This is a genomic window from Paractinoplanes rhizophilus (genome assembly GCF_042664765.1).
In the GTDB taxonomy this organism is placed as follows: Bacteria; Actinomycetota; Actinomycetes; order Mycobacteriales; family Micromonosporaceae; genus Actinoplanes; species Actinoplanes rhizophilus.
Map to the genome: position 1 here is coordinate 297,537 of NZ_JBHTBJ010000002.1, position 24,824 is coordinate 322,360.

The window sequence follows — 24,824 nt, forward strand, 5'->3', positions numbered from 1 at the left end:
CCCCACCCAGTGCCGGGGCGGGGGCGGCCTGTGGGCGGCTGCGAAGATCGATTAGCTTGCTTGATTTCGGAGGTCGAAGTTCGCAGGGCTCCGCCCCGCACCCCGGCCATCGCTGCGGAGATCTCTCTGGCGATGGTTGCGGTGGGGGCGTGGGTGATCTCCTTGCGCCGACACCGGAAGGCGATCGCGCCGGGGGTGCCGTCGCAAGGAGATCACCCACTTGGCTGGGGTGCGGGCGGCTTTGCAAGCCGAGAAGGACACGTGCGGGCGGCGGTGGGTGCGGCAGGTCGCGCGCACTTAAGGTGCAAAAGCCGCGAATAGGTGGGTGGTCGGGGCGACCTTGATAAGTTTCGGCTCGGGGCGGGCCGCAACTCATCAGCCTTCGGCTGGGGCACGAGGTGCCGCCCGGGAAATCCGGATATTTCGGTCGTCGGCGTGGCGGGATCCCGCGATGTGGATACCGCGTCCGGGCACACGGGACAGGTCGCCGGCATGCGGGATGCGGTCCCGTCATCCAAGAGCGCCGGCCCACAAGGCGGGAAGCCAGGCGCTGCCCAACACCCGATGCAACCGGTGCAACCGGTGCAACCGGTGCAACGCCGGATATAAAGCCGAGCGGCGACTGGCCACGCGGCTACGGCAGGCCGGCCAGGCGCAGCAGGGCGGCCGTCGCGGCGGCGGCCAGCACCACCACGACGAAGGGCGCCCTGCGCCAGGCCAGGATCCCGCCGACCAGCACACCGGCCGGGCGGGCGACGCCGGCGAAGTGGGTGTCGGCCATCAGCGCGGCCGTTCCGGCCAGGGCCGCGAGCAGCGCGGCGGCCGCCATCGCGAGCGTGCGCTGCACGGTCTCGGAGAGGCTGAGGCGGCCGCGCAGCAGCACACCGCCGAGCCGCATGGCGTAGGTGCCGACCCCGAGGGTGACGATCGCGGCGATCAGCATGAGGGCTCCGGCGTGCCGGCACGGCGGCGCGGCCGCACCAACGTCAACAGGCCCACGAGCGCGCACAGCACCGGCAGCCCGGCCGGCAGGACGGGGGTGAGCAGGACTGCCACCGCCGCGCCCGTCAGTGCGACCGTGCGGGTGGTGCGGTCGCGCAGCGAGGGCATGATCAGGGCGATCAGCGCGGCCGGGAACGCGGCGTCCAGGCCGAGCGCGTCCGGGTCGCCGGTCGCGCCGCCGAGCAGGACACCGACGGCGGTGCCGATGTTCCACGAGGTGAACAGGGTCGCGCCGATGATCAGGTACACCCGGCGGCGGCGTGCCGGGTCGGCCTCGGCCAGGGTGAAGGCGGCGACCTCGTCGGTCAGCACGTGGCTGCCGATCACCTTGTCGCGCAGGCGCGAGCCCAGCGCGTCCCCGACCGCCAGGCCGAACGGCAGGTGCCGGGCGTTCAGCAGCAGACCGGCGAAGACCGCCGCGAGCGGGTTGCCCGCGGCCAGCAGGCCGACCGCGAGGAACTGGGACCCGCCCGCGAAGACCACCGTGGACATCAGGAACGGAACCCAGGCCGGCAGCCCGTACGCGATCGCGATGGCGCCGAACGACGCACCCACCGCGACCATCGCCGCGGCGATCGTCACCGCGTCCCTCAGCAGGGCGCGGTCGGCATCCGTTCGCTGAACCGTACGCATGGTATGAAATACTGAACGCCGCCGCAGCGTTCGTCAAATCGAACGGAAGGACCGACACAGCGAACATGCCCGAGCCCACGCCCCCACTCGCCACCATCGCGGCGGCCCTGCGCCGCGAACGGGAGCGGGTCGGCATCTCGCTCGCCGAGCTGGCCCGCCGCGCCGGCCTGGCCAAGTCGACCCTTTCCCAGCTCGAGGCCGGCACCGGCAACCCCAGCATCGAGACGCTCTGGTCGCTCGGGGTGGCGCTCGGCGTGCCCTTCAGCCGGCTGGTCGAGCCGCCGCCGGCGCAGGTGCGGGTGATCCGGGCCGGCGAGGGGCCGCGACTGCAGGCCGACCAGGCCGACTTCGTGGCGACGCTGCTCGCGGCCGGGTCACCGCACGCCCGGCGCGACATCTATCTGATGGAACTCGAGCCGGGCAAGCCACGGGAGGCCGCCGCGCACATCCCCGGCAGCACCGAGCACATCGTGGTCGCGGCCGGGCGGATCAAGGCCGGGCCGGTGGGCGCGGAGGTCGAGATCGGCCCGGGCGACTATCTGGCTTTTCCGGGCGACGTCGCGCACTACTACGAAGCGCTGGAGAACTCCTGGGCGGTGCTGGTCATGGAGCATCGGTGACGCCAGGGCTACCGAGAGGTAACACTTGTCGGTAACCTGGCCGTCAAGGAGGTCGGCGATGACCGCAACGCAGCGCAACGTCTCCGAACAGCAGGCACGACAGGTCGCCGAGGCCGCTCGCGAGGCCGAGTGGCGCAAACCGAGCTTCGGCAAGGAGCTGTTCCTCGGCCGGTTCCGCCTCGACCTGATCGACCCATGGCCCACCGAGCAACCGCGGCCCGACGCCGACGAGTTCCTTCGCAAGCTCGAGAAGTTCGCGCGCGACGAGATGGACGGCCCGCGCATCGAGCGCGAGGACCGGATCCCCGACGAGGTCTTCCAGGGCCTCGCCCGGCTCGGCGCCTTCGGCATGAAGATCCCCCGGGAGTACGGCGGCCTCGGCCTGTCCAACCTGCACTACTGCCGGGCGCTCACGCTGGTCGGCTCGGCCAACGCCTCGGTCGGCGCGCTGCTCTCCGCGCACCAGTCGATCGGCGTGCCGCAGCCCCTCAAGCTCTTCGGCACCGACGAGCAGAAAAAGGCGTTCCTCCCCCGGCTCGCGGCCGGCGAGGTGTCCGCGTTCCTGCTCACCGAGCCCGACGTCGGCTCCGACCCGGCGCGCCTGGGCACGGTCGCCAAGCCGGTCGAGGGCGGCTTCAAGCTCAACGGCGTGAAGCTGTGGGCGACCAACGGCACGGTCGCCACCCTGCTGGTCGTGATGGCGCGGGTGCCCGGCAAGGGGATCACCGCGTTCGTGGTCGAGGGCGACTCCGAGGGCATCACGATCGAGCGGCGCAACTCGTTCCTCGGGCTGCGCGGCCTGGAAAACAGCGTGACCCGGTTCCACGACGTGTTCGTGCCGGACGCGAACGTCATCGGCGGGCTCGGCAAGGGCCTCAAGATCGCGCTGACCACGCTGAACACCGGCCGGCTCTCGCTGCCGGCGATGTGCGTGAGCGCCGGCAAGCGGTCGGTCGCGATCGCCCGCGAGTGGTCGGCGGAGCGGGTGCAGTGGGGACGGCCGGTCGGCCACCACGAGGCCGTGGCCAAGAAGATCGCGTTCATCGCCGCCACCACGTACGCGATGGAGTCCATGCTCGATCTCTGCTGCATGATCGCCGACGACGACCGCAACGACATCCGCATCGAGGCCGCGCTGGTGAAGCTGTTCGCCAGCGAGATGGCCTGGCAGGTCGCCGACGAGCTGGTGCAGATCCGCGGCGGCCGCGGCTACGAGCGGGCCGACTCGATCGTGGCTCGCGGCGAGCGCGGCGCCGAGGCCGAGCAGATGCTGCGCGACCTGCGGATCAACCGGATCTTCGAGGGCTCCACCGAGATCATGCATCTGCTGATCGCGCGCGAGGCGGTCGACGCGCACCTCTCGGTGGCCGGGGACATCATCGACCCGTCCGTCTCGCTGGCGGGCAAGGGCAAGGCCGCGGCGCGGGCCGGCGGGTTCTACGCGCGCTGGCTGCCGACGCTCGCGGTGGGCAAGGGCCAGGCGCCCCACGCGTACGCCGAGTTCGGGCCGCTCGCGGGTCACCTGCGCTACGTGGAGCGCGCCTCCCGCAAGCTGGCCCGGTCGACGTTCTACGCGATGTCCCGCTGGCAGGGAAAGCTCGAGCGCAAGCAGGGGTTCCTGGGCCGGATCGTGGACATCGGCGCCGAGTTGTTCGCGATGTCGGCGGTGTGCGGGCGGGCCCGGGCCGAGCGGGAGCACCGCCCCGAGGGCCTCGAGCTGGGCGACCTCTTCTGCCGGCAGGCCCGGCTGCGGGTCGATGCGCTGTTCGCCGCGCTGTGGGACAACACCGACTCGCTGGACGTGCGCGCGGCGAAGAGGGTGCTGGACGGCCGCTACACGTTCCTCGAGGAGGGCGTCATCGGCGACACCGGCGGCGAGGCGTGGGTGGCCGCCTGGCAGCCCGGCCCCAGCACGGTGGAGGACGTACGCCGGCGCATCCCTCAGGCCGAGGCGTAAAGGCGCGCCACCACATCCTCGATGTCCGGCTCCACCACCGACAGGTCGCGCACCGAGGCGGCCGCCACCAGGCCCGCGACGGCCGCCCCCGCCGACGCCGAGTCCAGCGCGAACGTCACCCGGTGGCCGTCCGCCCCGACCCCGGTCAGCGTCGTGCCCGGCAGCTCGAAGCCGGCCGGTAGCGGCGCGTCGAGGTCGACGACGAGGCTGCGCCGCGAGCCGTAGCGGGCGTGCAGCGCCTCGATGGTGCCGTCGTGCACCACCCGGCCGTGGTCGATCACGACCAGGCGGCCGCAGAGCCGTTCGATGTCGGCCAGATCGTGGGTGGTGAGCACGAGCGTCACGTCGCCGGATGCGCCCAGCTCGGCGAGGAACGAGCGGACCGCCTGCTTGCTCACCACGTCCAGGCCGATCGTCGGCTCGTCGAGGAAGAGCACTCCGGGGCCGTGCAGCAGGGCGGCGGTGAGCTCGCCACGCATCCGCTGGCCGAGCGACAGCTGCCGCACCGGCGTGTCCAGGAACTCGTCGAGGTCGAGCAGGTCGCGGCAGCGGCGCAGCCGGGACTCGTGGTCGGCCGGCGGCACCCGGTAGATGTGCCGGAGCAGCCGGAACGACTCGCGCAGCGGCAGGTCCCACCACAGCTGGGAGCGCTGCCCGAAGACGACGCCGATGCGCAGCGCCAGGCGGGTGCGCTGGGGCACCGGGGTCAGCCCGAAGACGCTCACCTCGCCGGACGTCGGCGAGAGGACGCCGGTCAGCATCTTGAGGGTGGTCGACTTGCCGGCGCCGTTCGGGCCGATGTATCCGACCATCTCGCCCTGCTCGATGGTCAGGCTCACCCCGTCCACGGCCGCCACCGTGCGTTTCGCGCGCCGTAGCCGGCCGGCCTTCACCCGTACGGTGAAATCTTTGCGCAGATCTTGCATCTTGATCATGAACCAGTGCTCCGATAGTGACGGACCCCGATGCCCCACATCAGCGCTGCGACCGCGACCGCGGGCAGCGCGACCAGCGGCGCCGCGTAGCCGGCCCAGGCCGGCAGGCCCAGGGGATCGGTGCGGCCGAGGAGCGCCAGCGCCGGCTGATAGGCCACGAAGCCAAAGCCGAGGGTGTACGCGAACAGGTCGCGGAACCAATCGCTGTAAACCGTGATCGGGTACGAGGTGAAGTCGCGCCCGCCGTACGTGAAGCCGTTGCCGATCTCCCCCGACTCCACCCACCAGAACGCCAGGCTCGCGGTGAGCACGAAGATCGCCCCGAAGAAGATCGCCGCGCCGATCGGGGCCAGCGCCGCCAGCGCCACCCGCGCGGGCGTCCAGTGGATGTGGTTGGCGACGAGCGCCCCGGCGTACACGAAAATGCCGAACGCGAGCCGCAGCAGCTTGCGCAGCGGGAGATCCATGAGGACCAGCTGGGGCAGCACGCGCAACGGCCGGATCAGCACCGTGTCGAGAGTGCCCATGCGGACGTAGCGCTTCAGATCGTCGATGTTGCCGACGGTCATGTCGGCCAGCACGAAGCCGGCCGCGGTCAGCCCGGTCATCAGGATCGACTCGCTCAGCGTGAAGCCGCCCACCACCGCGGTCGCCCGGAAGAGCACGAACACGGTGACCACGTCGAGCACGGTGGCGCCCAGGTTGCTGAGCAGCTCGATCGCGAACGATGTGCGGTACGCGGTCATCGAGCGCACCTTGCCGCCCAGAAGAGCCTGGTACGCCCTTATCTCACCCACCCTGCACCACCAGCTTGCGCTCGGCCCGGCGCTGGACCGTCTGCGCGATTGTCAGGAGGGCCAGCCCCCAGCCCGCCTGCAGCAGCACCAGGCCGAGCTGCATGCCCGGCGGATCGCGCTCGACCAGCACGTCGAGCGGGGTCTGCAGCAGGCCCGGGAACGGGGTGGCCACCCAGAGCGTCACGGCCAGCCACTCCGGCAGCAGACGCAAGGGGAAGTAGAGGCCGGCCAGCACGCCCGAGCCGAGCGTCCAGAGCACCAGCGGGCCGCGCGCGTCCTGCAGCCAGTAGGCGGTCGCGTTGACCAGGAAACGGCAGCCGTAGCTGCCGACGACCGCCAGGAACACCGAGACCGCGAACAAGGGGATGGTTTGCCACCGGTGCGGGGCCGCCAGCGTGAAGAAGATCGCCCCGACGATCGTCGGCGGCAGGAACCGGGTGAGCATGGCGTGCGCGGCCCGGCCCAGGTCGGCGGCCAGATAAGCGGTCACCGGCGGCACCGGTCGTAACAGATCGGACGCGACATCGCCGGAGCGGATCCGGTCGGCGAGGTCGGTCCAACCCCAGATGCCAACCACGCTCAGTAGCCCCTGACCCACCCAGACGAACGTGGCGAGCTGCGCCGGGTGGTAACCGCCCGGGCGGCCGCCGACCGCGCCGGCCGCCACGGCCAAGAGCACGTAGCAGCGAAGGAAGCCGAAGACTATGTTGGTGAACGATCCGGCTATGGTGGCTTGCCGATAGGTCGCGTACCGCCGGAAACCCGACCACACGAGTGCACCGAAAGTAGTGATGGAGGCGCGCAACGGACGACCGGGAGAGATCGTCAGCACGCTGGCGTCAATCCCGCTCACGCCGTTAATCTCCTTCCAAACCCCGCAGTGGAGCCGGGAGACTCTACCCGGGTCTCCGGACGGCCACCGCACATTTTTGACGGAGAAGTGGACACAGCCGTGACGGAGCGTTGCCAGCCGCCGGGCCTTTGGGCTGCCCGATGAACGGCTGGAGCTCGCAGATCGGCGACGAGCGCTGGGGCGACGAGCCCGCCTGGGTCTACGAAATCACCTGGGAGTGGGAGCCGCAGAGCCCCGGCCAGCGCTATCCCGGCGACCCGGTACGGCGCAAGGCGGTCCACACGCCGGTGTACGAGGCGTCGGGTTCTGCCTCTGCCGGATCTGACTCCAGTTCCGGGGACGCGGGCGCTGCGGGACCGGCGCCGGCCCGGTACGGGCACACGCCGGTGCAGCGGGAAGAGCCGCGGACCTACGACCCGCGGCTGCCGCAGGGCCGGGAGAATCAGCATCGGGACAACATCGGGTACGCAGCGCGCAGCGCCCCCGTCCCGCCCCAGCGCGACGAGCCGTCGTGGAACCGCCCCGCCGGCATGACCGATCGCCCCCCGCAGGGTGGCCGGCCGGGCGGTCCCGCCGGCGCGCCCGCGGGCGCCGCTCCGGATCACGGCCGCGCCGGCGCTCCCGATCAGCGGCGGGGTGCGGCGCCGGGCTATGGGCGGCAGCAGCCCGGGCCGGGGAATCCGCCGGGCGGGCCGGGGAATCAACAGGGTGGACGGGCGGCGCCGCCGGGCGGCTGGCAGCAACCTCAATCCGGCGCGCCGCAGGGTGGCCGGACGCCATATCAGCCCGGCCCGCCGGGCGGACGACCGCAGCCCGGCTCGCCGCCGGGCGGACGCTCCCAGCCCGGCACGCCGCCGGGCGGACGTCCCCAGCCCGGCTCACCGCAGCAGGGGCGCCCGCAACCCGGCTCGCCGCAGCAGGGACGCCCGCAGCCCGGCTTGCCGCAGCAGGGACGCCCGCAGCCCGGCTCGCCGCAGCAGGGTGGACGTCCGCAACCCGGCTCACCGCAGCATGTGCAGGGGTCGCCGTACCCGCAGCCGGGACAGCCCCAGGGCCCTCGCCCGCCGGCCGGGCGTGCGCCCGGTCCGGGTGTCACCCCGACCTCGCCCGCCCACGGCGGCGTCTACGGCGCCGCGCGTCCCCACTACGGCGAGACGCCCGACCGTGAGGCCCGCCCGCCCGCCGACACGCGCCCCCCTGGCGAGATGCGGCCGGCCGCCGGGCCGAGGCCCGTGTCGCCCGCTTCGGAATCGCATGTCTATGGCAGCGCGCGACCCGCACCCGCCGATGCCTTCCCGGCCTACCCCGACGCCCAGCGCGGCGGCCGGCGCGCGGACGCGCCCTTCGACCTGCGTCCGGCACCCGAGATCGGCACGCCGGCGCCGTCCCGGCCCGCGCCGCAGCCGACCCGGGTAACGCCGTCGCAGCCGGCCACCCCGCCGGCTCCGCTGTACCCGCCGGTGCCCGGCCAGGCCCGCCCGGTCTCCGGCCCCGCCCAGCATGGGCCGGAGTACCCACGCCCGGTCTCCGCACCCGCTCAACACGGGCCGGAGTACCCACGCCCGGTCTCGGCACCCGCTCAACACGGGCCCGAACACCCGCGGCCCGTCTCGGCGCCCGCCCAGCACGGGCCGGAATACCCACGCCCGGTCTCGGCACCCGCTCAACACGGGCCCGAACACCCGCGGCCCGTCTCGGCGCCCGCCCAGCACGGGCCGGAATACCCACGTCCGGTCTCGGCGCCCACCCATGCGGGGCCGCCCGAGCAGCCGCGGCCGTTTTCCGCGCCGGCCCAGCCCGGACCGGCCGGCTATGCGCGGCCGGCGTCGGCGCAGCCCGGGCCCGGGTATTCGCAGCCCGTGCCGGGGCCGGTGTCGTCCGGGTCCACGCCGCCGACCTCCATGGCGGCGGGGGCCTACCCGGATGCGGAACATCCCTACGCGCCCTGGGCCGCGCGCGCGACCCAGCACGAGGCTCCGGCGGAGGCGGGCGCGCCGGTGGGCGGCGAAGGCTTCGCGCTGCCGGACGGGCCCACGACGGGGTCGGGGGTCGAGCCGGTCACGGCGCCACCCGTGTCACCGGAGGCCAACTGGGCCGAAGCCGCGTGGGAACGGACCGCCGTGCCGGAGGCGCACGTCCAGCCGGAGGCGCAGGGTCAGCCGGAGGCACACGTCCAGCCGGAGGCACACGTCCAGCCGGAGGCGCAGGGTCAGCCGGAGGCGCAGGGTCAGCCGGAGGCGCAGGACGTCGCGGGGGCGGAGCCGCATGGGCTCGGGTGGTTGCTGTCGCAGAGTGGGCTGGGGGCTACTTCGCCGGTGCCGATCGAGCCGCCGGCGGACGAGGCCGAGCCCGAGCCCGAGGCCGAGCCCCTACCCGAACCGGAGCCGGAGCCGGAGCCGGAAGCGGAAGTCGTCCAGGAAGACCCGGCGCCGGTCAGTGGGGGCGGCGAGAAGCAGAACTGGTTCGTGCCGGTCACCGGGTCGCAGCCGATCATCACTCCGGGTGGGCAGGCTGCCGACGAACCTGTCGTGGAAGAGCCTGTCACCGCGGAAACAGAGCCGAACGACGTCGAGCCGGTCAGCGCCACACCGGTCAGCGCCGCGCCCGTCAGTGCCACACCGGTCAGCGCCGCACCCGTCAGCGCGACGCCCGTCAGCGCGACGCCGGTCAGCCCGACGCCGGTCAGCGCCACACCGGTCAGCGCCGCACCCGTCAGCGCGACGCCCGTCAGCGCTGCGCCCGTCAGCGCCGAGCCGGTCAGTGCCGCTCCGGTTGCGGAGGAGCGGGCTGCGGGGACCGACCTCGTTGTCGAGGAGGCGGTTGAAGCCGAACTGGTCGATGTCGAGCCGGTTGATGCGATGTGGGTTGAGGCCGAGCTTCCGCCCAGCGTTCGGGAGAATGTCGAAGAGGTCGGCGGCGAGTCGGCTGTCATCGAGGCGTCCGGGCCGGATGAGGCGGAGCCGGAGGAGTTCGCCGACCTGGTGGACGAGGGCGAGCCGGCGGACGAAGCCGAGGCGGGCGATGACGTCAAGGCCGAGGTCGCGGACGCGTCGGCTGAGGACGTCGAAGTCGATGACGACGCAGAGCTGGTCGACGAACCGGAGGCTGTTGTCGACGCCGAGCCGGTTGCCGAAGCCGAGGCCGAGCCGGTCGACGAACCCGAGGCTGTCGTCGACGCCGAGCTGGTTGCCGAAGCTGCGCCCGTTGCCGAAGCTGAGCCGGTCGAAGAGGGCGAGGCTGACGGTGAGGCTGACGCGGACGCGGACGCCGGCACCTCGGCCGAGGACGAGCGACTGGGGGATTCCGCGCGGGACTCTGTGGCCGTACGGGAAAATGCGCCTGGCCTGAGGGACGCCCAGCGGAAGGTTATCCGGCAGCGTGCCGATGGCAATGCCGTTGGTCGCAATCGGCGGGCGGATCCGGAGGAGGTGCTCGCGGCCTACCCGTGGGCCTTCGACGCGGAGACGTTGCGGGAGCAGATCGACGACCCGGAGCAGATGTGGGTCGTGGTGGATCGGCTGACCGACAAGCTGGAGTACGCCGAGCGGGATGCCGTGCGGGCGCGTCTGCTGAGCCTGCGGGCCGTCGCCGAGCGGCTGGTGGGTGACCTGGACGCGGCGCTGGCGGACGCGCGGGCGGCGCTGACGCACGCCGAGGCGACCGGTGAGTTGCGGCGGACCGCGATCGTGCAGGCGCGGCTGGCGCACGTGCTGCAGTGGCGCGGCGAGTATGCCGAGGCCGACCGGCTGTACGCGGAGGCCGGCTCGCCGGAGTTGCCGTCGCGGCTGCGGGCCGAGATCCACGAGCTGGCGGGGCGGTCGGCGTTCGATCAGGGGCGCTATCTGGAGGCGATGAACCACTTCGAGACCGCGCTGGACCTGCGCAAGGGCGCGGATCCGGAGCTGGTGGAGCGGATCGAGGCGGCGCTCGACACGATCACGCGCAAGACCACGGCGGACGGCGGCTGGGGGCCCTACCCGCGCACCAGCGACGAGATCCTGGGGCGCACCGAGCCGCCGCGGCCGCTGCGCGACCAGCGGTCGGGGCTGTGGGGCTACGTGGGCGCGGTGCCGCCCCGCTACGCGCAGGCCCAGCCGTTCGCGGACGGACTGGCCTGGGTCCGGCGGCCGGAGTCGCCGGCCTGGGAGCTGATCGACCTCGCGGGCGAGACGGTGATCGACGCCTCGTCCGGTTATCTCGCGGCCGAACGGTTCGCCGAGGGGCTGGCGTGGGTGTCGCGGGACGAGGCCGGCGGCTGGTACGCGATCGACCAGCACAACCGGCTGATCGTGCCGGGCGGCTTCGACGACGCGAAGGCCTTCCACCGTGGGCTGGCGCTGGTCAAGCGGGGCGGCTGGGGCGTGATCGACCGGCACGGGCGGATGATCGTGCCGCCGCGGTTCCGGGGGTTCGTGACGCCGCTGGTGTCGGGCGGGCCGATCGAGGGCTTCACCGACGAGGGGCTGGCCGTGGTCGACGCCGGGGACGACCACGTCGGCGTGGTCGACCGCGCGGGGCAGCTGGTCGTGGCGCCCGAGCACGCGGCCGTGGTGATCCACCCGGTGGCCTTCCTGGTCGCCGACCGGTTCGGGCTGTGGGGCGCGCTCGATCGCCAGGGCGGGCCGCTGGTCGAGCTGAAGTACAAGGAGCAGGCCGACGTGCTCGAGGAGCTTGATCGACTGGTGATCGATGGGCGGCCGGTGCTCTGAGTAGGGTCGGAGCATGGAGTTCCGTCATCTCGGCCGTTCCGGCCTGCTCATCAGCGAGATCGCCTACGGCAACTGGATCACCCACGGTTCCCAGGTCGAGGAGGAAGCCGCGCTCGCCTGCGTGCGCGCCGCCCTCGACGAGGGGATCACCACGTTCGACACCGCCGACGCGTACGCGGGCGGCCGCGCCGAGGAAGTGCTGGGCCGGGCGCTCAAGGGGGAACGCCGCCAGGGCCTGGAGATCTTCACCAAGGTCTTCTGGCCGACCGGGCCGGGTCCGAACGACCGCAGCCTGTCCCGCAAGCACATCATGGAGTCGATCGACGCCTCGCTGGGCCGGCTGCAGACCGACTACGTGGACGTCTACCAGGCGCACCGCTACGACTACTCGACGCCGCTCGAGGAGACCATGCAGGCGTTCGCCGACGTGGTCCGCCAGGGCAAGGCGCTCTACATCGGCGTGTCCGAGTGGACCGCCTCCGAGCTCCGGGCGGGCTGGGAGATGGCACAGGATCTGAAGATCCCGTTCGTGTCCAACCAGCCGCAGTACTCGGCGTTGTGGCGGGTCATCGAGGCCGAGGTCGTGCCGGCCTCGATCGAGCTGGGGATCGGCCAGGTGGTCTTCTCGCCGATCGCGCAGGGCGTGCTGACCGGGAAGTACGCGGTGGGCCAGGACCACCCGGCCGGGTCGCGGGCGACCGACGAGAAGAGCGGGGCGAACTTCATCTCGCGGCTGCTCAACGACGAGGTGCTGACGGCGGTGGCCGGGCTCAAGCCGCTGGCCGAGCAGGCGGGGCTGTCGATGGCGCAGCTCGCGGTGGCGTGGGTGCTGCAGAATGCCAACGTCTCGGCCGCCATCATCGGCGCGTCGCGGCCCGAGCAGGTGCGTGACAACGTCAAAGCATCAGGGGTACGCCTCGACGCGGACCTGATGAAGGCGATCGACGCGGTGCTCGACCCGGTCGCCGAGCGCGACCCCGCGAAGACGGTGTCTCCCGCCCGGCGTCCGTAATCGTGGCTCTGGAGTGGGGGGCTTCTAGCTCCCCCTCCAGAACCTCATCAGCTCCAAGCCCACCTGGATCATGCCCTCGGACAGGTTGAGCTTTTCGGCGATCCAGAAGACGGCGTCGAAGAAGTAGCTGCCCAGCTTGGTCTGCCACAGGGCCAGGAACAGCAGAATGAAGCCGTACGGCGCGAACAGCGACCACGCGCGCTGGTAGGCCGGGCTCATCCACGGCGCGATGATGCTGCCGCCGTCGAGGCCGGGGATCGGCAGGAAGTTGAGCACGCTCGCCGTGATCTGCAGGAAGCCCAGCGCGGCGAGCGCGCTCCAGAACTCCAGGTGACTGGTCGGGCCGGCCAGCGCGAACTGGCCCGAGGAGAGCTGGACCAGCTTGGGGCCCAGGCCGAGCCAGAACGGGACGGCCAGCACCAGCGCGAGGATCACGTTGGTGAGCGGGCCGGCCGCGCTGATCAGCGAGTCCTTGACCTTGCTGCGGATGTACGTGTGGTCGATCCAGACCGCGCCGCCGGGCAGGCCGATGCCGCCGAGGATCACCACGACGACCGGCAGCACGATCGACAGCAGCGGGCTGGTGTATTTGAGCGGGTTGAGCCGCAGGTAGCCCCGGTCGGCCACGGACTTGTCGCCGCTGAAGAAGCCGGCCAGCGCGTGGGCGTACTCGTGCAGGCAGAGCGACACCAGCCAGCCGGTGACGATGAACAGGAAGACGTCGACCCGGACGTTGCCGAACCGGGCCCAGGTCATCCAGCCGCTGACCAGGAAGACCGCGACGATCCCGACGAAGACCGGGCTCGGGATGAAGGCGTTGCGCGGGGTCCGTGTGTACACGGGCTCGTAAGTCATCTTCTCAGTCCGCGGGGAGCAGGCTCATCCGGTAGTCGACCCGGTCGTCCTCGACCAGGACGACCTGGGCCACGCCGGAGTCGGCCAGCTCCCGCCACTCCTGACCGATCCACGACTCGGCGTCGGCCTGGCTGCTGAACGTCTCGGCCGGGCCGGAGACCGGCAGTCCATCGACGTTCTCGTACCGCCAACTCCACGGCATCCGCCGTTCCCCCTCACCTCTGTGCTCGTGCGCTCCACCCTACGGCGTCCGCCGGCGCGGCCCGGCTCGAGTGCCGGTGTCGGAGCGGGGGCGGGGACCGGCGGCCCGTCTCCCGCTTCGGCGCAGGCACTAAGGTACGGGCATGTCCGATGATCGGTGGAACACCGTCCTGGTGCTCGGCGGGATCCGCTCCGGCAAGTCCGCGTTCGCCGAGGGGCTGGTCGCGGACGCGCCCTCGGTGCGGTACGTGGCCACGGCCGTGGGCGGCGAGGACGACCCGGAGTGGCTGGCCCGGATCGAGGCCCACCAGCGGCGGCGGCCGCAGTCCTGGTCGACCGAGGAGACCGGCGCCGACCCGGCCCGGCTGGCGGTGCTGCTCACCGAGGCGAAGCCGGACGACACGCTGCTCGTCGACGACCTCGGCGGGTGGGTCGCGGCGGTGCTCGACCCGGCCCGGCAGCCCAACGACGACGAGGCCGACGTGGCCGCGCTGGCGGCGGCGGTGCGCGGGACGGCGGCACGGGTGGTGCTGGTCAGCCCGGAGGTGGGGCTGGCGCTGGTGCCGGCCACGCCGGTGGGGCGGGCGTTCGCGGACGCGCTCGGGGCGACCAACCAGGCGCTGGCCGAGGCCTGTGACCGGGTCGCGCTGGTGGTGGCCGGCCAGCACGTCTGGCTCAAGACCGAGAAATCGGATTTGCCGGATACAGCAAGCGAGACGGCTCCGGCAGGCGGAGCAGGCACGGCCGCCGACTCGGACGCGGCTGCCGGTTCCGATACGGCTGCCGGTTCGGTTGCGCTTGTCGCCGACGCGGCCGACGCCCAGCTGGTCGAGCCCCACCTGGTGGCTCCCAGCCCGGCAGCGGAGCCGGTCGCCACGGCGGCGGCCGTCCTGACCGAGCCCACCCAGCAACTCCCGGTGGTCGGCGACGGGACGGCCATCGAGCCCGGCATGTCGCTCCCGATGCCGGACAGCGACGCCGGCCCGGACGCGCGCGATCGGCTGCTCGGCGTCGACTTCGCCGGGATCGGGCTGGGCGACCTGGTCGAGGCGGTGGAGTTCGCGGCCGCCACCCAGGGAACCGCGATCCCGCGCCCGTGGGAGTCGGCGCGGGTGCTGCTGATCTCCGGCGCCCACGACGGTGGCGCCTCGGCCGGCGAGGACCCCGCGGACGCCGATCGACGCGTCGCACAGGTGGAGAACGGCGAGGGCGTGCTCAGCCGCCTCGCCGGGCAGGCCGGGGCGGACGTCGCCGTGCTGCGGGTGGCGCGCTCCGGCGCGATGGAGGACGGCCCGGTGACCGACGAGGCCGCCGTCGAGGTGGCACTGCGGCAGGGCTGGCGGCTCGCCGAGGCCGCCGCCGACGCCGGCCGCGACCTGCTGGTGATCGCCTCGATCGGGGTGGGCACCGACGCGGTGGCCGCCACCCTCTCGTCGGCCATCACCGGGGCCGAGGCGGTCGAGATCCTGCCACGGGTGCTGCTGCCGGGCGGCCGCTACGACGACGAGGCCTGGATGGTCCGCTGTGCGGCCGTGCGGGACGCCCTTCGTCGCATCCGGCAGGAGCCGCGCGGCGCCAAGGACATGCTGCGGCAGATCGGCGGCGCCGATTTCGCGGTGGCCGTCGGCGCGCTGCTGGGCGCGGCGGCGCGGCGGCTGCCGGTGCTGCTGGACGGTCCGCTCGGCATCGCGGCCGGCCTGGTCGCGCGCGACCTGGGCAGCCAGACCCGGCACTGGTGCCTGCTGCCCGACGCGGGCCGGCTCACGCTGGTCGGCAAGGGCGCCGACGTGCTCGGCCTCAACCCGGTGCTCGACCTCGGCCTCGGCCTCGGCGAGGGCGCGAACGCGCTGGCCGCCCTGCCGCTGCTGCGCACCGCGGTCGGCCTGGCCGCGGCGGCCCCGGTGCACCCGGCCATGCTGGCCGAGCCGGGCGACGGTGGCGCCTCCGAGCTGATCGTGCCGAACGACGACGCGGAGGTGGACTTCGCCGAGCCCGAGCCGGAGGGCCCCGGCCCGGCGACCACCGAGCCAAGCGAGGAGTGAACGCGGGGGCCGGACTGCGGCTGGCCGTCACGACGCTGACCGTGCTGCCCCTCAAGGGTGGCCGGGTGGATCGGCCGGCGGCGGCGTGGGCGATGAGCCTGGCGCCGGCGGTGGGCGCGATCCTCGGTGCCGTGCTGGCGGTGCTGCTCTGGGCGCTGCGGTGGGCGGGCGCCGCCGATCTGGTGGCGGCCGCGGTCACGGTCGCGGCCGCGGCTCTGCTCACTCGCGGCATGCATCTGGACGGCCTGGCCGACACGACCGACGCGCTCGGCTCCTATCGGCGTGGCGCCGAAGCCCTGGCAATCATGAAGAAGTCCGACATCGGGCCATTCGGGGTGGCGGCGATCGCGCTGGCGCTGCTGATCCAGACCTCGGCGCTGGCGTCGGTGACGGGCGGCGCGGTCGTGGTGGCCTGGGCCGCCGGCCGGCTGGCGATCACGGTGGCCTGCCGCCGCGGCGTCCCGCCGGCCCGCCCCGAAGGGCTGGGCGCGCTGGTCGCCGGGACGGTCCCGGTTCCGGCCGCGGCGCTGATCGCGGCCGTCGTGGTGGCTTCCGCGGCCGCGGCGACCCCGGGCCGTCCGTGGCAGGGCCCGCTCGCCGTCGTCGCGTCGCTGGCCGTCGTGCTTGCGCTGCTGCGTCATTGCGTACGCCGGTTCGGCGGCATCACCGGCGACGTCCTCGGCGCGTCGGTGGAGGTGGGCACCGCCGTCGCCCTGGTCGGCCTAGCCCTGGGCTGAGTCGTACGCCTTGACGACCCGCTTCGGCGCCGTCCGCCGCCACGCCTCGGCCACCACCCCATTCCCCTCGCAGTGCGGCGAAGCCGCCTCGGACAGCTCAGCAATCACCGCACCGACGGCTGCACGAACGGCGGCTTGACCACCCTTGCCTCGGTCCTGCGGCCGCGGATGTCGATCTGGACCAGGTCGCCGTCGTTCACCCCGGCCGCGGTGTCGATGAGGGCCAGCGCGATCCCGACCTTCTTGGTCGGCGAGAACGTGCCGCTGGTGGTCTCGCCGATCACCTGCTCCCCGCCGTACACGTGCATGTGACCGCGGGGAATCCCGCGGCCCGTCAGTTCCAGTCCGCGCAGCAGCCGGCGCGGACCCTGGGATTTTTCCGCGAGCAGCGCGTCGCGGCCCCAGAACGCCGGCTTGGACCAGCCGACCGCCCAGCCCGACCGGGCCTGCACCGGGGTGATCTCCAGCGACAGGTCCTGGCCGTGCAGCGGGTAGCCCATCTCGGTGCGCAGCGTGTCGCGGGCGCCGAGTCCGCAGGGCTGCACGCCGGCGCCGACGATCGCGTCCCAGACCGCGCCGGCATCGTCCCACGGCACCACCAGCTCGTAGCCGTGCTCGCCGGTGTACCCGGTGCGGCAGACGATCAGCTCGACTCCGCCGAGACTCGCCTTCGCGAACGACATGTAGTCGTGGTCGGTGGGCAGGCTCAGCTTGCTGAGCACGTCGGCCGAGGTCGGGCCCTGCACGGCGAGGATGGCGAACTTGCGGTGCTCGTTCGTCACCGTGACGCCCCGGGGGGCCTCGGCCTGCAGCCGGCGGACCACCTCGGCGGTGTTCGCCGCGTTCGGGATCAGGAAGACGTCGTCGTCCGAGAACAGGTAGGCGATCAGGTCGTCGACCACTCCCCCGCTCTGGTCGCAGCAGAGCGTGTACTGCGCCTTGCCGGGCGCGATGCGGCCCAGGTCATTGGTGAGGCAGGAGTTCACGTACGCGGCCGCGCCCGGCCCGGCCACCCCGGCCTTGCCCAGGTGGGAGACGTCGAAGACGCCGGCCGCCGCGCGCACCGCCGCGTGCTCGCGCAGCACCCCGCCGCCCGCGTACTCCACCGGCATCTCCCAGCCGCCGAAGGCGGCGAGCTTGGCGCCGAGCGCGACGTGCCGCTCGTGCAGCGGGGACCGAAAAAGCTCAACAGCGTCGGCAGACATGAGAGTGAACTTACCCGTGACCTTGGTTGTGGTTATTGTCGCGGGGACAACCCTTCCCCCGGCGCGATCGCGCCGAGGCATCACCAACGCGTCCGGCGTGCCCAAGAGGCCGCCGGCCCGAAAAGTCCGCGGAGAGCCCGAGTGAGCCAGCCCAGCCTGAGCCTGGTCGATACCGACCCGGCCGAATTGGCCGTCGATGCCATCGTCATCGGCCTGCACAGCCAGCCCGACGACGACGGCGCCCTGCTGCCGGCCGCCGGCGCCGAGAGCATCGCCGCCGCGTTCGACGGCAGGCTGACCTCGACGCTGGCGCTGCTCGGCGCGAGCGGCGCCCCCGGCGAGGTGGTCAAGCTGGCCACGCTCGGCACGATCGCAGCGCCGCTGGTGATCGCGGTCGGCCTGGGCGACGAGCCCTCCGGGTCCGCCCCCGAGCTCGAGAAGCTGCGCCGGGGCGCCGGCGCGGCGGTGCGCGCGCTGGCCGGCAGCGCCACGGTGGCGCTGGCCCTGCCGGTGCCCGACGACGAGGACGCGCCCGGCGTGCTGCGGGCCATCCTGGAGGGCGCGCTGCTGGGCGGCTACCGCTTCGCCGGATACAAGACCAAGCCGCAGCCCGGCCGCCGCGAGCCGGTGTCGGCGCTGCAGGTGCACGTGCCGGACGCGGCCGACGCGGCGGCCCGCGCCGAGGTGACCCGGGCCGAGGCGGTCGGCCGCGCGGTGCGCCTGACCCGCGACTGGGTCAACATGGCGCCCAACGAGCTGCGCCCGCCGCAGTTCGCCGACGCCGTGGTGGCCGCGGCCCAGGGCACCGGCCTGGCGGTCGAGGTGCTCGACTTCGACGAGCTCAAGTCGGGCGGCTACGGCGGCATCGTGGCGGTCGGGCAGGGCTCCGAGGCGCCGCCGCGGCTGGTGAAGGTCAGCTACGTGCCCGAGGGCGTCGAGTCGCCCCGGCAGGTCGCGCTGGTCGGCAAGGGCATCACCTTCGACACCGGCGGCATCAGCATCAAGCCGACGGCCGGCATGTGGGAGATGAAGTCGGACATGGCCGGCGCGGCCGCGGTCGGCGCGGCGATGCTGGCGGTGGCGGCGCTCAAGCCGCCGGTGGCGGTCAGCGGCTACCTGGCGATGGCCGAGAACATGCCGTCCGGCTCGGCGTACCGGCCCGGCGACGTGATCACGATGTTCAACGGCAAGCGGGTCGAGGTCTTCAACACCGACGCCGAGGGCCGCATGGTGCTCGGCGACGCGATCGCCCGGGCCTGCGCCGACGGCGCCGAGTACGTGCTGGAGGCGTCCACGCTGACCGGCGGCCAGGTGATCGCGCTGGGCAAGCGGATCGCCGGCCTGATGGGCTCCGAGGCCGCGACCGAGCTGGTGCGCACGGCCGGCGACAAGGTCGGCGAGCCGGCCTGGCCGATGCCGCTGCCCGAGGAGGTCCGCAAGGGCATGGAGTCGGACATCGCCGACATCTGCCAGACCAACAACGCCCTCGACCGGGCCGGCCACATGCTGCAGGGCGGCGTGTTCCTGCGCGAGTTCGTGGCCGACGGCGTCGAGTGGGCACACATAGACATCGCCGGCCCGGGTTACCACGCAGCCGAGCCCACGGGCTACTGGACAAAGGGCGGCACAGGAGTCCCCGTCCGAACCCTCCTACAGGCCATAGAAGACTTGTCCTGACCCGCACCCTTCCGGGCACTCCCACCCAGGGGACCGCGCGCACCCCGCACCTTCTTCGGGTGCCCCCACTCAGCGGACCGCGCGCACCCCGCACCTTTCCGGGTGCCCCCACTCAGGGGACTGCGCGCACCCCGCACCTTTCCGGGTGCCCCCCACTCAGGGGACTGCGCGCACCCCGCACCTTTCCGGGTGCCCCCACTCAGGGGACTGCGCGCACCCCGCACCTTTTTCGGGTGCCCCCCACTCAGGGGACTGCGCGCGATCGCCCCGCTGATGAGGAGACAGACGGTTTGGTGTCGCCGCGGGGTTTGCGGCGCCACCAAACCGGCTGGCTCCTCATCAGCCCGAAAGGGGCGATCGCCCGCCGAGCCGAAGGCGAGGCCAGCCAGCTCAGCGAGTTTGCGAAGGCGGGCACGGCCAGATCAACGAGTTTGCGCAAGGCGGGCACGGCCAGATCAACGAGTTTGCGCAAGGCGGGCACGGCCAGATCAACGAGTTTGCGCAAGGCGGGCACGGCCAGATCACCAAGCTTGCGCGGGGCGCCCACGGCCAGCGCACCGACCTTGCGCGATGCGGGCCAGCGCACCGAGCTCGCGCAAGGCGGCCAGTTCGGCGAGCTCGCGCAAGGCGGGCGGGGCCAGTTGAGCTACGCAGGCCGGCGCTTCTGGCGGGCGTTGTAGTCGCGGTAGCGCTGCGGATACCCCATCAGCCGGACGTCGTAGATCGGGACCGACAACTCATGGGCCCACCGCCGGGCGATCTCGGGCGACTCGATCCGGCGGCGGGTCCACTCGCCGTCGTGTGCCACGAGCAACACCGTGGTCTCGGTCACGGTCGTACGCGGCTCGATGAATGCCTCGACCCCCCGGCGGGAGCGGACGAACTCCGCAAGATACTCAAGATCGGCACGATCGACCGGCCGTCCGGCCGCCCGCCGCGGCTCCGTTCGCCGCCTGAACCAGGCCACTGCCCGCTCCTCACGCTCAATTGCCGCAAGGGTACGACGATCGGGCGCGCCGATGGGCACCTGGCTGCATCGATCGGTTCTACAAGTGACAAGATGGCCTGGACATACTGTGACCGTTTCCATTGTGTGACCCACATGGCGACGATGCGACCACTGGAGTCAACGTGAGCCAGCCGAACGGCGGAACCTTCGACATCGTCATCCTCGGCGCCGGCAGTGGTGGTTACGCGGCCGCTCTGCGCGCTGCCGAGCTCAACCTCTCCGTAGCGCTGATCGACAAGGCCGAGCTGGGCGGCACCTGCCTGCACCGCGGCTGCATCCCGACCAAGGCGCTGCTGCACGCCGCCGAGATCGCCGAGCAGACGCGCGAGGCCGAGCAGTTCGGCATCAAGGCCGAGCTGCTGTCGATCGACATGACCGGGGTGAACGCGTACAAGGACGGGGTCGTCTCCCGGCTGTACAAGGGCCTGACCGGCCTGCTCACGCACAACAAGAACATCACCGTGGTGGCCGGCGAAGGCAAGCTCGTCGGCAAGGACACGGTCGAGGTCGCCGGCCAGCGGTACACCGGTCGCAACATCATCCTGGCCAGCGGCTCGTACTCCCGCTCGCTGCCCGGCCTCGAGATCGACGGCAAGCGGGTCATCACCAGCGAGCACGCGCTGGAGCTCGACCGCGTGCCGGCCTCCGCGATCGTGCTCGGCGGCGGCGTGATCGGCGTCGAGTTCGCCAGCGTGTGGAAGTCGTTCGGCGCCGACGTGACCATCCTCGAGGCCCTGCCCCGGCTGGTGGCGGCGGAGGACGAGGACGTCTCGAAGCAGCTGGAGCGCGCCTTCCGCAAGCGCAAGATCAACTTCAAGGTCGGCAAGCCGTTCGAGAAGGCCGAGCACACCGACAACGGCGTGCGCGCGACCATCCAGGGCGGCGAGACGGTCGAGGCCGAGGTGCTGCTGGTCGCGGTCGGCCGCGGCCCGACGACCCAGGGCCTCGGCTACGAGGAGCAGGGCGTCACGCTCGACCGCGGCTTCGTGATCACCAACGAGCGGCTGCACACCGGCGTCGGCAACATCTACGCCGTCGGCGACATCGTCCCGGGCCTCCAGCTCGCGCACCGCGGCTTCGCCCAGGGCATCTTCGTGGCGGAGGAGATCGCGGGCCTGCGCCCGGCGGTCATCGACGAGGCCGGCATCCCCCGGGTGACGTACTGCGACCCCGAGATCGCCTCGATGGGCCTGACCGAGGGCAAGGCCAAGGAGAAGTACGGCGCCGACAAGGTCTCGACGTACAGCTACAACCTCGGCGGCAACGGTAAGAGCCAGATCCTCAAGACCCAGGGCTTCGTCAAGCTGGTCCGCCTCAACGACGGCCCGGTCCTCGGCGTGCACATGATCGGCGCGCGGATGAGCGAGCAGGTCGGCGAGGCTCAGCTGATCTACAACTGGGAGGCCTTCCCGGAGGAGGTCGCCCAGCTGGTACACGCCCACCCGACGCAGAACGAGGCGATGGGCGAGGCCTTCCTCGCGCTGGCCGGCAAGCCCCTGCACGCGCACAGCTGATCTTGAGTCGTTGTGATAAACGAAGACGTATACGCGGTTAAGGAGTTCTGAGAATGCCGGTATCGGTCACCATGCCGCGGCTGGGCGAGAGCGTCACCGAGGGCACCGTCACTCGCTGGCTGAAGCAGGAGGGCGAGCGGGTGGAGGCCGACGAGCCGCTGCTCGAGGTCTCCACCGACAAGGTCGACACCGAGATCCCGTCGCCGGCCGCGGGCGTGCTCACCCGCATCGTCGTCGGCGAGGACGAGACGGCCGACGTCGGCAGCGAGCTCGCGGTCATCTCGGGCGACGGCGAGGACGCCGGCGAGGACGCGCCGGCCCCCGCCGCCCAGCAGGACGCCCCCGAGCAGCCCGCCCAGCAGCCCGCCCCGCAGCAGGAGCAGGCGGCCGAGCCGGAGCCGCCGGCGCCCACCACGCCGTCGACCGAGAAGCCGGTCGAGGAGGAAGCGCCCGCGCCGCAGCAGGCCACCGCTCCCGCCCCGGCGGGCGAGGGCACCGAGGTCAAGATGCCGGCGCTCGGCGAGAGCGTCACCGAGGGCACCGTGACCCGCTGGCTCAAGCAGGTGGGCGACACCATCGAGGTCGACGAGCCGCTGCTCGAGGTCTCCACCGACAAGGTCGACACCGAGATCCCGTCGCCGGTGGCCGGCACCGTGCTCGACATCAAGGTGCCCGAGGACGAGACGGCCGACGTCGGCGCCGTCCTCGCGGTCATCGGCGCCGCGGGTGCCGCCCCGGCCGCCGCCGCGCCGCAGCAGGCGCCCGCGCCGCAGCAGGCCCCCGCACCGCAGCAGGAGCAGGCCCCCGCTCCCAAGCAGGAGCAGGCGCCCCAGTCGCAGCAGCAGGAGGCGCCGAAGATCGAGTCGGCGCCCGCGCCGTCGTTCGCTCCCGGCGACTCGTACGCGGAGCCGTCGGCCGAGGCCGAGGTGGCCAAGGACCCGTCGGCCGCGGAGCGCAACGCCGAGCCGCCGGCCGCGGTGGCCACCCCCACCCGGGAGGCGACCCAGGGCAACGGCGCCGGCGACGCCGGTTACCTGACCCCGCTGGTCCGCAAGCTCGCCGCCGAGAAGGGCGTCGACCTGTCCGGCCTGCGCGGCACCGGCGTCGGCGGGCGCATCCGCAAGCAGGACGTGCTCGACGCGGCCGCCGCGGCCGAGAAGGCCAAGGCGGCGCCCGCCCCCGCGGCCCAGCCCGCCGCGGCCGCCAAGCCGGCCGCCGCTCCCGCCGCCAAGCCGGCCCCGAGCCCGCTGCGCGGCCGTACCGAGAAGCTGACCCGCACCCGGGCCACGATCGCCCGCCGCATGGTGGAGTCGCTGCAGATCTCGGCGCAGCTCACCACGGTCGTCGAGGTCGACCTCACCCGCGTGGCCCAGATGCGCAACCGGGCCAAGGCCGATTTCCAGGCCAAGCACGGCGTAAAGCTGACCTACCTGCCGTTCCTCGCGCTGGCCACGGTCGAGGCGCTCCAGCAGCACCCGGTGGTCAACTCGTCGATCGACGTGGAGGCCGGCACGGTCACCTACCACGACGGCGAGCACCTGGGCATCGCGGTCGACACGCCGAAGGGCCTGATCGTCCCGGTGATCCGCGACGCCGGCGACCTCAACCTGGCCGGCCTGGCCAAGCGGATCGCCGACGTGGCCGACCGCACCCGCAACAACAAGATCAGCCCGGACGAGCTCTCCGGCGGCACGTTCACGCTGACCAACACCGGCAGCCGGGGCGCGCTGTTCGACACGCCGATCATCAACCAGCCGCAGGTCGGCATCCTCGGCACCGGCGCGCTCGTCAAGCGGGCGGTCGTCATCGACGACCCCGAGCTGGGCGAGATCATCGTGCCGCGCTCGATGATGTACCTGGCGCTCAGCTACGACCACCGGATCGTGGACGGCGCCGACGCGGCCCGCTTCCTGGTGACCCTGAAGGAGCGCCTGGAGGGCGGCAACTTCGAGGCCGAGCTCGGCCTCTGACGCGATCGCCCCGCTGATGAGGAGGCAGTCGTTTTGGTGTCGCCGCGGGGTTTGCGGCGCCACCAAAATGGCTGGCTCCTCATCAGCCTGAAGGGGGCGATCGCCCGCCGAGCCGAAGGCGAGGCCAGCCAGCTCAGTTTTGAACAGGTTCGAGTAAGGGCATCATGGGTCCCATGCGGATCCTGATGGCCGGCGCGTCCGGCTTCCTCGGCACGCGCCTGGCCGACCGGCTCGCCGGGGCCGGACACGAGATCACCCGCCTGGTCCGGCGGCCCGCCGCGAACTCTGGCGAGTCACAATGGCAGCCGTCGCAGGGCCAGATCGACCCTGCCGCGGTCGCCGCCGCCGACGTGGTGGTCAACCTGTCCGGGGCGAACATCGGGACGCACCGCTGGACCGCCCACTACCGCCGGGCGCTGCGCTCGAGCCGCCTCGACACCACCGGCACCCTGGCCCGCGCCGTCAAGCAGTTGCCCGCCGCCGACCGGCCGCGCGTCATGCTCCAGGCCTCCGGCGTCGGCCGCTACGGCGACACCGGCGATCGGCCCGCCACCGAGGAGACGCCGGCCGGCAAGACGTTCCTGGCCGACCTGTGCCGGGTCTGGGAGGCCGCCGCCCGCCCGGCCGAGGACGCCGGCACCCGGGTCGTGCTGCTGCGCACCGCACCCCTGCTGGACGGCGCCGGCGGCATGCTCAAGCCGCTGCTGATCCCGTTCCGGCTGGGCGCCGGCGCCAAGCTCGGCGGCGGCCGGCAGTGGATGGCGTGGATGGCGCTGGCCGACTGGCTCGGCGCCGCCGAGTTCCTGCTCGACCGCGACGACATCGCCGGCCCGGTCAACCTGGTCAGCGCGGTGCAGTGCACCAACGCCGAGTTCACCAGGGCGCTCGGCCGGGCGCTGCGCCGGCCGGCCGTGCTGTCCGTGCCCGGCTTCGCGCTCGACCTCGCGCTGGGCGGCCTGGCCGAGGAGCTGCAGATCAGCCAGCGCGTCGTCCCCGCGGTCCTGGAGAAGGCCGGTTTCCACTGGTCGTACCCGGACATCGACGCGGCGTTGCGCGTCGCCGTCGACAGTTCGCGGTAGCCGGCCTGCGGTCGCTT

20 protein-coding genes are annotated in these 24,824 nt (G+C 72.8%); 10 read left to right on the forward strand and 10 right to left on the reverse strand.

Annotation, left to right across the window (positions count from 1 at the left end):
- Window positions 1–634 precede the first annotated feature (634 nt).
- On the reverse strand, window positions 635–943 hold the full coding sequence (locus tag ACFQS1_RS05270; protein ID WP_378964897.1) for an AzlD domain-containing protein: 309 nt from the start codon (window positions 941–943) through the stop codon (window positions 635–637).
- Complete coding sequence (locus ACFQS1_RS05275; RefSeq protein WP_378964898.1) at window positions 937–1,635, reverse strand: AzlC family ABC transporter permease; 699 nt, start codon at window positions 1,633–1,635, stop codon at window positions 937–939. Before ACFQS1_RS05275 ends, ACFQS1_RS05270 begins: the two co-directional genes overlap by 7 nt.
- A gap of 65 nt (window positions 1,636–1,700) precedes the next feature.
- Here ACFQS1_RS05275 and ACFQS1_RS05280 point away from each other — a divergent pair, with 65 nt between their 5' ends.
- A complete protein-coding gene (locus ACFQS1_RS05280; RefSeq protein ID WP_378964899.1) occupies window positions 1,701–2,255 on the forward strand; it encodes a helix-turn-helix domain-containing protein in 555 nt (184 codons plus the stop codon).
- Between the two features lie 58 nt (window positions 2,256–2,313).
- Window positions 2,314–4,212, forward strand: a complete 1,899-nt coding sequence (locus tag ACFQS1_RS05285; protein WP_378964900.1) for an acyl-CoA dehydrogenase family protein — start codon at window positions 2,314–2,316, stop codon at window positions 4,210–4,212.
- Here ACFQS1_RS05285 and ACFQS1_RS05290 read toward each other — a convergent pair.
- From ACFQS1_RS05290 to ACFQS1_RS05305, 4 genes are all read right to left on the reverse strand, one after another.
- Complete coding sequence (locus ACFQS1_RS05290) at window positions 4,197–5,147, reverse strand: ABC transporter ATP-binding protein (RefSeq protein ID WP_378964902.1); 951 nt, start codon at window positions 5,145–5,147, stop codon at window positions 4,197–4,199. The two genes, ACFQS1_RS05285 and ACFQS1_RS05290, sit on opposite strands and share 16 nt — an antisense overlap.
- Window positions 5,144–5,944, reverse strand: a complete 801-nt coding sequence (locus tag ACFQS1_RS05295; RefSeq protein WP_378964903.1) for an ABC transporter permease — start codon at window positions 5,942–5,944, stop codon at window positions 5,144–5,146. Before ACFQS1_RS05295 ends, ACFQS1_RS05290 begins: the two co-directional genes overlap by 4 nt.
- Window positions 5,937–6,788, reverse strand: coding sequence for an ABC transporter permease (locus ACFQS1_RS05300; protein ID WP_378965037.1), 852 nt, complete (start codon window positions 6,786–6,788; stop codon window positions 5,937–5,939). The genes ACFQS1_RS05295 and ACFQS1_RS05300 overlap by 8 nt, the downstream gene beginning before the upstream one ends.
- Before the next feature lie 2,236 nt (window positions 6,789–9,024).
- The gene (locus ACFQS1_RS05305) at window positions 9,025–9,729 is read right to left on the reverse strand and encodes a pentapeptide repeat-containing protein (protein WP_378964904.1); all 705 of its coding nucleotides are present in this window, start codon (window positions 9,727–9,729) and stop codon (window positions 9,025–9,027) included.
- A 919-nt stretch (window positions 9,730–10,648) separates the two neighbouring features.
- Here ACFQS1_RS05305 and ACFQS1_RS05310 point away from each other — a divergent pair.
- Complete coding sequence (locus ACFQS1_RS05310; RefSeq protein WP_378965038.1) at window positions 10,649–11,506, forward strand: WG repeat-containing protein; 858 nt, start codon at window positions 10,649–10,651, stop codon at window positions 11,504–11,506.
- Between the two features lie 13 nt (window positions 11,507–11,519).
- The gene (locus ACFQS1_RS05315; protein ID WP_378964905.1) at window positions 11,520–12,518 is read left to right on the forward strand and encodes an aldo/keto reductase family protein; all 999 of its coding nucleotides are present in this window, start codon (window positions 11,520–11,522) and stop codon (window positions 12,516–12,518) included.
- Window positions 12,519–12,542: 24 nt separating this feature from the next.
- Here ACFQS1_RS05315 and ACFQS1_RS05320 read toward each other — a convergent pair whose 3' ends face one another.
- Together ACFQS1_RS05320 and ACFQS1_RS05325 are read right to left on the reverse strand one after the other, a co-directional pair.
- Window positions 12,543–13,373 carry a site-2 protease family protein gene (locus tag ACFQS1_RS05320; RefSeq protein WP_378964906.1) on the reverse strand — a complete coding sequence of 277 codons (831 nt, stop codon included), beginning with the start codon at window positions 13,371–13,373 and terminating at the stop codon, window positions 12,543–12,545.
- A gap of 4 nt (window positions 13,374–13,377) precedes the next feature.
- Window positions 13,378–13,575, reverse strand: a complete 198-nt coding sequence (locus ACFQS1_RS05325) for a hypothetical protein (RefSeq protein WP_378964907.1) — start codon at window positions 13,573–13,575, stop codon at window positions 13,378–13,380.
- A gap of 142 nt (window positions 13,576–13,717) precedes the next feature.
- Here ACFQS1_RS05325 and ACFQS1_RS05330 point away from each other — a divergent pair, with 142 nt between their 5' ends.
- A complete protein-coding gene (locus ACFQS1_RS05330) occupies window positions 13,718–15,616 on the forward strand; it encodes a bifunctional adenosylcobinamide kinase/adenosylcobinamide-phosphate guanylyltransferase (RefSeq protein WP_378964909.1) in 1,899 nt (632 codons plus the stop codon).
- Entirely contained in the window at window positions 15,613–16,353 is a 741-nt protein-coding gene (locus ACFQS1_RS05335) for an adenosylcobinamide-GDP ribazoletransferase (protein ID WP_378964910.1), read from the forward strand. The genes ACFQS1_RS05330 and ACFQS1_RS05335 overlap by 4 nt, the downstream gene beginning before the upstream one ends.
- Window positions 16,354–16,457: 104 nt before the next feature.
- On the opposite strand, the gene gcvT is transcribed toward ACFQS1_RS05335, so the two are convergent.
- Window positions 16,458–17,558, reverse strand: coding sequence for a glycine cleavage system aminomethyltransferase GcvT (gcvT, locus tag ACFQS1_RS05340; protein WP_378964911.1), 1,101 nt, complete (start codon window positions 17,556–17,558; stop codon window positions 16,458–16,460).
- A 141-nt stretch (window positions 17,559–17,699) separates the two neighbouring features.
- On the opposite strand from gcvT, the gene ACFQS1_RS05345 reads away from it, so the two are divergent.
- Complete coding sequence (locus ACFQS1_RS05345) at window positions 17,700–19,235, forward strand: leucyl aminopeptidase (protein WP_378964912.1); 1,536 nt, start codon at window positions 17,700–17,702, stop codon at window positions 19,233–19,235.
- A 646-nt stretch (window positions 19,236–19,881) separates the two neighbouring features.
- On the opposite strand, the gene ACFQS1_RS05350 is transcribed toward ACFQS1_RS05345, so the two are convergent.
- Window positions 19,882–20,202: a hypothetical protein gene (locus ACFQS1_RS05350; RefSeq protein WP_378964913.1), complete on the reverse strand. Its 321-nt coding sequence runs from the start codon at window positions 20,200–20,202 to the stop codon at window positions 19,882–19,884.
- Between the two features lie 164 nt (window positions 20,203–20,366).
- Here ACFQS1_RS05350 and lpdA point away from each other — a divergent pair, with 164 nt between their 5' ends.
- The 3 genes from lpdA (at window position 20,367) to ACFQS1_RS05365 (ending at window position 24,807) form a co-directional block, all read left to right on the forward strand.
- Window positions 20,367–21,758, forward strand: coding sequence for a dihydrolipoyl dehydrogenase (gene lpdA / locus ACFQS1_RS05355; RefSeq protein ID WP_378964914.1), 1,392 nt, complete (start codon window positions 20,367–20,369; stop codon window positions 21,756–21,758).
- A 53-nt stretch (window positions 21,759–21,811) separates the two neighbouring features.
- Window positions 21,812–23,728 (forward strand): 2-oxoglutarate dehydrogenase, E2 component, dihydrolipoamide succinyltransferase, encoded by a 1,917-nt coding sequence (sucB, locus tag ACFQS1_RS05360; RefSeq protein ID WP_378964917.1) that lies wholly within the window; start codon window positions 21,812–21,814, stop codon window positions 23,726–23,728.
- Window positions 23,729–23,901: 173 nt separating this feature from the next.
- Window positions 23,902–24,807: a TIGR01777 family oxidoreductase gene (locus ACFQS1_RS05365; protein WP_378964919.1), complete on the forward strand. Its 906-nt coding sequence runs from the start codon at window positions 23,902–23,904 to the stop codon at window positions 24,805–24,807.
- Window positions 24,808–24,824: the final 17 nt, after the last annotated feature.